The organism is Mesorhizobium sp. M7A.F.Ca.AU.001.01.1.1 (genome assembly GCF_004022735.1).
In the GTDB taxonomy this organism is placed as follows: Bacteria; Pseudomonadota; Alphaproteobacteria; order Rhizobiales; family Rhizobiaceae; genus Mesorhizobium; species Mesorhizobium ciceri.
In genome coordinates this window covers 1-7,347 of the sequence record NZ_RZPF01000296.1, presented here as the reverse complement: position 1 = coordinate 7,347, position 7,347 = coordinate 1, and the positions used below count along the sequence as shown (strand labels likewise).

Below are 7,347 nucleotides of genomic sequence, written 5' to 3'. Positions count from 1 at the left end.
GTGCCGGCGATGGAGCAGGCTGAAAATTCCTTGATCCAGCACTGATTCTGACGCATATCCGCGGCGAACTGAGCTAAAAGTTCCGCCAGCCGGACCAGCGCCCATCGTGGAAGTGCCCCGCCAGCTGACGCCACTGCAATGGGGCCTCTTAAATCATGACCGCCGAACAGATATCACCGGACCAGCGCTATGCCGCGTTCCGCCACCGCTCCTTCCTGAGTTATTGGGCGGCGCGTTTCCTCACCACATTCGCCACCATGATCGTGTCCGTCGCGGTCGGCTGGCAGATGTACGATTTGACCCGCGACCCGCTCGATCTCGGCCTGGTCGGCATCGTCCAGTTCCTGCCGTCGCTGCTTCTGGTGCTGGTCCGGCTGGCGGAACTTTTAGCTCAGTTCGCCGCGGATATGCGTCAGAATCAGTGCTGGATCAAGGAATTTTCAGCCTGCTCCATCGCCGGCACGCGGAAGTTACTGCCGCAGCGCGACGGAGATGGCGTCGAGGCCGCCGCGCAATTCGGCTTCCGTCGGCCAGCCGAAGCCGACGCGGAAGAAGCGTTTTTCCATCTCGAACCAGTGGCCGGGTCCGACATAGGTTCCATGGTTCTCCAGCAGGTTCGCATAGAACCGGTCGAGGTCGAAGCCGGGTTCGATATCGAGGCGCGGGAAGCCGACGACACCGCCTTCGGGCCTGATCCAGTCGACCAGCGGTTCGCGGTCGATCCAGGCCTGGACGATGTCGCGGCGCTTGGCCATTTCGGGCAGCAGTGTCGCCAGGAAGGCATCCCGGCGCTCGAGCATGCCGCGGGCAATGCCTTCGTCGATGACGCTGCCGCAGATGCCGATCTGTTCCTTTGCGGCGAGGAATTTTTCCTGAAGCACCGCATCCCTGGTGATCAGCCAGCCGATGCGGATGCCGGGAATGCCGAAGGCCTTGGACAATGACGAGACGCTGATCGCCTTTGGGCTCAGTGAGGCAGCCGTCGGCAGCCGCCTGCCGTAGGAGAGGTCGCGATAGGTCTCGTCGACCAGCAGATGGCAGCCGCGAGCCTCGGCAAGCGCCACCAGCGCATCGAGCTCGGCTCGGCTCATCATCGTGCCGGTCGGGTTGTGCGGGCAGGTGACGCTGATCAGCTTCGTGTCCGGCCGAATCGCGGCCTTGACGCGTTCGACGTCGATGGCGAAGCCTTCCTCGAATGCCAGGTCGACAAAGCTGATGGCGCAGCCGATCGCCCTTGGGGTTTCGATGTTGGTGGCGTAGTTGGGCCGGATGACGACGAGATGGTCGTTGGCCGACAAAAGCGAGGTCGAGATGATGAACAGTGCGCCGGCGGCACCGGCGGTGACCAGCACATCATCCGGCGAAATGCCGGCATCCTGCGCCGATATCAGTGCACGCAACTGCTTGTCGCCGCGATGCTCGCCATAGAAAAGCGTGAGATCGGGCAGCGACAGGCCGATGTCGGAGAGCTTCTGGTCGGCGATCGAGCTTTCGGAAAGATTAAAGCGGATACGGTCGTAGCCGTATTCTTCCGGTGCCTCTTTCTCGATCCCCATCCTGGTGTAGTTCATGGCTCACTCCCCAAGAGCAGTTCACCGTTTCACGGAAACGGCGACCCGCTCTAACTCCTTGTTTTTTTACGCAATTCCGGACGGAAAACCGTTTCACACTTTTCCTGGAATTGCTCTAGGAACCCGGCCACCTATCCAAGCCATAAAAATAGGAAGCCGGCCAAGGCGGATTCGCCGGCAGGCTTCTGTTCCAGTCGTCCTAACTGTTGGCTCAGGACTGAATGTTCAGGCCGAGGCCTTGGCCTTCCTGCCCTTGGCGGGCGCCTTGACGGGGGCGGCCTTGCGGCCGAGGCCGATCGACTTCGCCAGCAGCGAACGCGAGGCCGCGTAGTTGGGAGCGACCATCGGATAGTCCGACGGCAAGCCCCATTTGGCGCGATAGGCGTCCGGCGTCAGGCCGAAATGTACACCGATGTGACGCTTCAGCGATTTGAACTTCTTGCCGTCTTCGAGGCAGATGATGAAATCGGGCGTCACCGACTTCTTGGGATTGACCGCCGGGACCAGCGGGGCAGCCACCGGGACCGCAGGCTTGCCGAGCCCGCTTATCGAGGCGCTGACGCTGGCGATGAGGTCGGCCAGGCCGGAGGCAGGCAAGCGGTTCTTCTCGACGTAAGCGGACACGATGTGGGCGGTCAGCTCGAGCAGATCGATGTCTTTACGGGCACTGTTGCTATCGTCGGTCACTCTATTTCTCCGTCTACAGCGAATGACCTGAAAATCGGATTCGACTTCCGGAAAGGATCATGCGCGAAATCAAAATGCTATGGCGTCCTTCGTGCGTCCACGGGACGAATTGGCGTTGTTGTAGCGCGGAATTCCTAGTCGGCAAATCTGCGTATTGCAACGACTTGATGGCAGGTCACACGTTATTTTGAACAACTATATTAAACAATAACAGTATCAGACTATCAGCGCCTTGTCGCGCCACAAACGAAACCCGCCTTCGAAGGCGCGTGTGTTGTCGCCGCGCCTGGAGTCGGCGGGCAATTCATCGAGCTTGTCGACGTTGCCGCCGCCAATGACGACATAGTCAGGCTGCATGGCGGCACGGAGCCGGTCGACGACGTCGAAGACGTATTTGCGCCATTTCTTCTTGCCGCGCTTTTCCAGGCCGCGTTCGCCGACATAATCCTCGAAGCTCTTGCCCTTCTTGTAGGGCAGATGCGCGAGTTCCATCGGTTGGGCGACGTTGTCGGCAATCATCGCCGCACCGAGCCCGGTGCCGAGCCCGAGGAACAGCATGCGCCCGCCCTCGTAGCTGCCGATGGCCTGCATCAGCGCGTCATTGACCACTTTCACCGGTTTGCCGAACGCGCCCGCAAAGTCGAATCCAGCCCAGCCCTTGCCGAGATTGGCGGGGTCGGCGAGCGGCCTGTTGTGGTTGACCGGACCGGGATAGCCCATCGAGACGACGTCGTAGGACAGGCCTTCGGCGAGCTTCTTCACGGTATCGATCATCTGTTGCGGCGTCAGCCCCGGCCCCGAATCGGCGCGGCGCTCCGCGCCGCCGGCGCTGGTGAGGATCTTGACGTGCGAGCCGCCGATGTCGATCGTGAGCACGATCTTTTCAGTATCCGGCGTCTCGGTGCCCGATGCTGGTTGCTTCACTGCCTTGGCCATCGCGTGGTTCCTCTCACTTCACCGGATCGATCCAGCCATTGGGTGGCCCGAACCCGGCCATGACGTCCGCCGGTCCCCATGTCAGCGGCTCGTAGAGGTGCGGCGGCGTGGTGTCGCCAAGCACCGGGCCGACGATGCGCCAGGCCAGTTCGCTGGCGTCCTGGCGGGTGAACAGCTGGCCGTTGCCGTTCATGGCGTCGCCTATCAAGCGCTCATAGGGCGGCATGTCGCCCTTCGAGTCGTCGAGCGCCGTCAGTTCGACCTGCTCGCCGATCATGTCGTCGCCCGGCGCCTTGCGCTGTGCTCCGATGGCGATCACCACCTGTGGGTCGATGCGGAAGCGGACGTAGTTCTGGTCGGCGGGCTTGATCGGATCGAAGACATCGAGCGGCGGCCGCTTCAGCCGCACCACCACTTCGGTGACATGCACCGGCATGTTCTTGCCGGCGCGGATGAAAAACGGCACGTCCTGCCAGCGCCAGGTGTCGACGAAGAAACGCACCGCCGCGAAGGTCTCGACGGGCGAGTTCGGCGCCACGCCGGGTTCAGTGAGATAGCCGGTGAACTGGCCGCGCACGACATCGTCTTTGGTCAGCGTCCTGATCGCGCGCAGCACCTGCACCTTCTCGTCGATCAGATCGTCGGCGGAGCGGCCGACAGGCGGCTCCATGGCAAGCAGCAACAGGATGTTGAGCAGATGGTTCTCGATGACGTCCCTGATGCAGCCGACATCGTCATAGAAGCGGCCACGTCCCTCGACGCCGAAATCCTCGGCCATGGTGATCTGCACGCTCTCGACGTAATTGCGGTTCCAGATCGGCTCGAGGAGGGAATTGGCGAAGCGGAAATAGAGCAGGTTCTGGATCGCTTCCTTGCCCAGGTAGTGGTCGATGCGGAAGATCGACTGCTCGTCGAACACCAGATGCAGGACCCGGTTCAGCCAGCGCGCCGATTGCAGATCGTGACCGAAGGGCTTTTCCACCATCAGCCGCGCGCCATGCGCCGTGCCCGACTGCTCCAGCCCCTGGACGACGGTCTCGAACATGGTCGGCGGCACCGCCATGTAATGCAGCGGTCGCTGTGCGGTGCCGAGCGCGCTCTTCAGTTTCTCGAACGTCGCTCCGTCACGGTAGTCGCCGCTGACGTAGCGCAGCAGCGAGGCGAATTTGGCGAACGCTTTTTCGTCGATCTTGCCGAGCGCATTGACGATGCCGTCACGCGCGCGCGCCTGCAGTTGCTTGAGGTCCCAGGCATCGAAGGCGACGCCGATCACCGGTTCGGTAAGCGTGCCCTTGGCGACCATCTGGTAAAGGGCTGGAAATATCTTCTTGTGGGCGAGGTCGCCGGTTGCCCCGAAGAGCACCAGCGTGTCGGACCGTTCCTGGCTCATGCGCGTGTCTCCCCCGCTGTCCTCACTTGCCGGCCTTCGGCTTCTCGACATGGCCGCCAAAGGCATAGCGCATGGCGGAGAGCAGCTTGTCGGCGAATTCGGATTCGCCCTGCGAGGAGAAGCGGTCGAACAGCGCCGAGGACAGCACCGGAGCCGGCACGCCGGTGTCGATGGCCGCCTTCAGCGTCCAGCGGCCTTCGCCGGAATCCGAAACGCGGCCGCCGAAATTCACCAGGCCCGGATCGCTTTTCAAGGCGCCGGCCGTCAGGTCAAGCAGCCAGGAGCCGATAACGCTGCCATGCCGCCAGACCTCGGCCACCTGGGGAAGGTCGATGTCGAACTGATAGTATTGCGGGTTTTCCAGCGGGCTGGTCTCGGCGTCCGCCGTCCGTTGCCGCTTGCCTGCATTGGCCGATTTCAGGATGTTCATGCCTTCGGCATAGGCGGCCATGACGCCATACTCGATGCCGTTGTGCACCATCTTGACGAAGTGGCCGGCGCCGCTCGGTCCGCAATGCAGGTAGCCGAAGGGCGCGGTCCCGGCATCCCTGGACGGATTGGAGCCGGCATCGGCGCCCGGCGCCAGCGTGGCGAAGATCGAATCGAGGTGCTGCACCGCCACGTCGGGACCGCCGATCATCAGGCAGTAGCCACGCTCCAGGCCCCAGACGCCGCCGCTGGTGCCGACATCGACAAGATGGATGCCCTTGCCGGCCAGTTTCGCGGCCTGGTCGACGGCGTCGTGATAATAGGAATTGCCGCCGTCGATGACGATGTCGCCGGGCTCCATCAGGGCCGCCACCTGGTCGATGATCCTGCCGGTGATCGCCGCCGGCAGCATCAGCCACACACAGCGCGGCTTGGCCAGCTTGCCGATGAATTCTTCCATCGAGGCCGCCCCTGACGCGCCGTCGGTCACCAGGGCCGCGACGCTGGCCGGGTTGATGTCGTAGACGACGCATTCGTGGCCGTCGCGCATCAGGCGCCGGACCATGTTGGCGCCCATCCGGCCCAGTCCCATCATTCCGATCTGCATGGTTTCGTCCCTGTTTTCTAGGAGATTTGCGGGGTTATCGAGGGAAGGTCTGCTGGCTGTCCTGGTCGCCTGAGATGACGGAGAAGTCGACATTCTCCCAATCGCCGGCCCCGGGCCAGAAAAAAGTGAAGGTCAGCGTGCTTCCCTTGGGAAGGCCAGAGACGGGCAGATCGGCAAGATGGATGCCGAAATCGTTTTCTACCGTCTGGCTGTCGTGGGCGGTCGCCCAGTTGTCGGTGCTCCAATGGACTGTAGCCGGGGCCAACAGTTCGAAGCGCAGCGTCTTGCCGGCCGGGACCGTGCGGATCTTGTTGTTGAACCGCCATGTTCTGAACGGCGATACGGTCTTGTCCTCGATATAGCGCTTGACGCCTTGCGGGGGCATGTCGAAGACCGCGCCGTCGCGCAGCGAGCGCAACAGCTTGATATGCTCCGAATGCGCCCAGACCAGCGGCATGGCGCTGCCCGAGGGGCGGCCGTGCAGCAGTTCGCGCTCCGGCCTATCGGCGCCGTCCCAGACCTGCTCCGGCAACAGGCCGCCCGGTCCGGCCGAGCCTTCCAGCGCTGCCAGCAGGCTGGCTGCCTTTTCCCTGCGCCCGGCCGCCAGCTCATAGTGGGCGCGTTCGCCGGCCAGCAGCGGCCAGGGGCGACCCTGGCCGGTGCCGTCGAAAGGTGCGCCATCTTCATGCTCGCCATAGCCGTCGCCGTTGTAGCGGTACCAGAGCGGCCCTTGCGGCAGATCGCAGCGCAATTGCGCGTCGATGACCTTGACCGTGTCTGTCATGCGCGGGTCGTCGGCCGCCCGCAGACCGAAGCGGACAAGTGCAAGCGCATCCGGACTGACGATTTGCTCGGCCGGCCGGTCGGTGTCGCCGGGCGGCCGGTTCTTGATCGGGACATAGCCGTCCTTCGGCGAACCGGCCGAGGCGCTGTCGGGCGGCGCGATGCGGACATAGTAGCCGTCGACGCCGACTTGACCGCAGATCGCCGTGCCGGTGACGTAGGTCCAGCGCTCGACCTGGTCGTTCCAGACGTCTGATGTCTCGCGCAGATAGGTCGCCCCGTCCGGCTTGCCACAGGCGTCGAGCAGGTCGGCTGCGGCAAGCAGTGCGGCGATTTCGACGGCGAGCGTGAACGGGCTGTAGCCGGCATCCTCTTCCCAGCGGTCCTCGCCGGTGACCGGCCCGTTGCGCACGACGAACCCGGCGGCGCGCTCGATCATCGGCAGAAAGACTGCGAGCCTGGCGTGCGGCAAATGGCCGGCGCGGTGCAAAGCTTCGGCCAGCAGCAGCGGAAAGGCGCATTCGTCCATCTGGATGCCGGGCCAATAGGCCGATCCGTCGAGCCAGGCGTTCTGCGGCCAGTGGCCGTCCGGCTGCTGGATGGAGCCGAGATAGTCGAGGATTTGCAACGCCGAGGCGGCGTCGCCGGCAGCAAGAAAGCCGCCGGCCGTCTCGACCAGATCGCGCGGCCAGACCAGATGGTAGCCGCCGAGGTCGTCGTCGCCCTTGTCGAAGCCCCACGGGATCGACAGGCTGGCGACCGCGGCGCCCGGTGTGGCGATCGACCGGTGCGTCGCCAGTACCGCCGTCGAGACGCGATAGAAGTTGATCCCGGGCACCGCGTGCCGGTCGAGCGGCAGCAGGCCCTTTTGCCAGTTGCGCCAGTTCTGGAGGTAGGATTTCGCCGCGGGTTCAAAACCCTGCTTCAGGCTGGCGAAAGCATGT

General features: G+C 63.7%; 6 protein-coding genes and 1 pseudogene. 1 reads left to right on the top strand and 6 read right to left on the bottom strand.

The window, feature by feature from the left end:
* Positions 1-155 precede the first annotated feature (155 nt).
* Positions 156-371: pseudogene (locus EN884_RS18840) on the top strand (MFS transporter); the annotation flags it as partial.
* Positions 372-470: 99 nt separating this feature from the next.
* On the opposite strand, the gene EN884_RS18835 reads toward EN884_RS18840, so the two are convergent.
* The 6 genes from EN884_RS18835 to EN884_RS18810 all read right to left on the bottom strand — a co-directional run.
* Entirely contained in the window at positions 471-1,571 is a 1,101-nt protein-coding gene (locus tag EN884_RS18835) for a pyridoxal phosphate-dependent aminotransferase (protein ID WP_063169512.1), read from the bottom strand.
* A 225-nt stretch (positions 1,572-1,796) separates the two neighbouring features.
* A complete protein-coding gene (locus EN884_RS18830) occupies positions 1,797-2,258 on the bottom strand; it encodes a MucR family transcriptional regulator (protein ID WP_013528917.1) in 462 nt (153 codons plus the stop codon).
* 216 nt (positions 2,259-2,474) lie between these two features.
* A complete protein-coding gene (locus EN884_RS18825) occupies positions 2,475-3,194 on the bottom strand; it encodes an ROK family protein (RefSeq protein WP_063169511.1) in 720 nt (239 codons plus the stop codon).
* A 13-nt stretch (positions 3,195-3,207) separates the two neighbouring features.
* The gene (gene zwf, locus EN884_RS18820; RefSeq protein ID WP_063169510.1) at positions 3,208-4,584 is read right to left on the bottom strand and encodes a glucose-6-phosphate dehydrogenase; all 1,377 of its coding nucleotides are present in this window, start codon (positions 4,582-4,584) and stop codon (positions 3,208-3,210) included.
* 22 nt (positions 4,585-4,606) lie between these two features.
* Entirely contained in the window at positions 4,607-5,620 is a 1,014-nt protein-coding gene (gnd, locus tag EN884_RS18815; protein ID WP_063169509.1) for a phosphogluconate dehydrogenase (NAD(+)-dependent, decarboxylating), read from the bottom strand.
* A gap of 34 nt (positions 5,621-5,654) precedes the next feature.
* Positions 5,655-7,347 (bottom strand): glycoside hydrolase family 15 protein (locus EN884_RS18810; RefSeq protein ID WP_128360672.1); only part of this gene is annotated, 1,693 nt, incomplete at its 5' end.

Coding starts and splice junctions, on each gene's coding strand:
- zwf (WP_063169510.1), bottom strand. CDS start 4,584: ATGAGCCAGGAACGGTCCGACACGCTGGTGCTCTTCGGGGCAACCGGC.
- EN884_RS18835 (WP_063169512.1), bottom strand. CDS start 1,571: ATGAACTACACCAGGATGGGGATCGAGAAAGAGGCACCGGAAGAATAC.
- gnd (WP_063169509.1), bottom strand. CDS start 5,620: ATGCAGATCGGAATGATGGGACTGGGCCGGATGGGCGCCAACATGGTC.
- EN884_RS18825 (WP_063169511.1), bottom strand. CDS start 3,194: ATGGCCAAGGCAGTGAAGCAACCAGCATCGGGCACCGAGACGCCGGAT.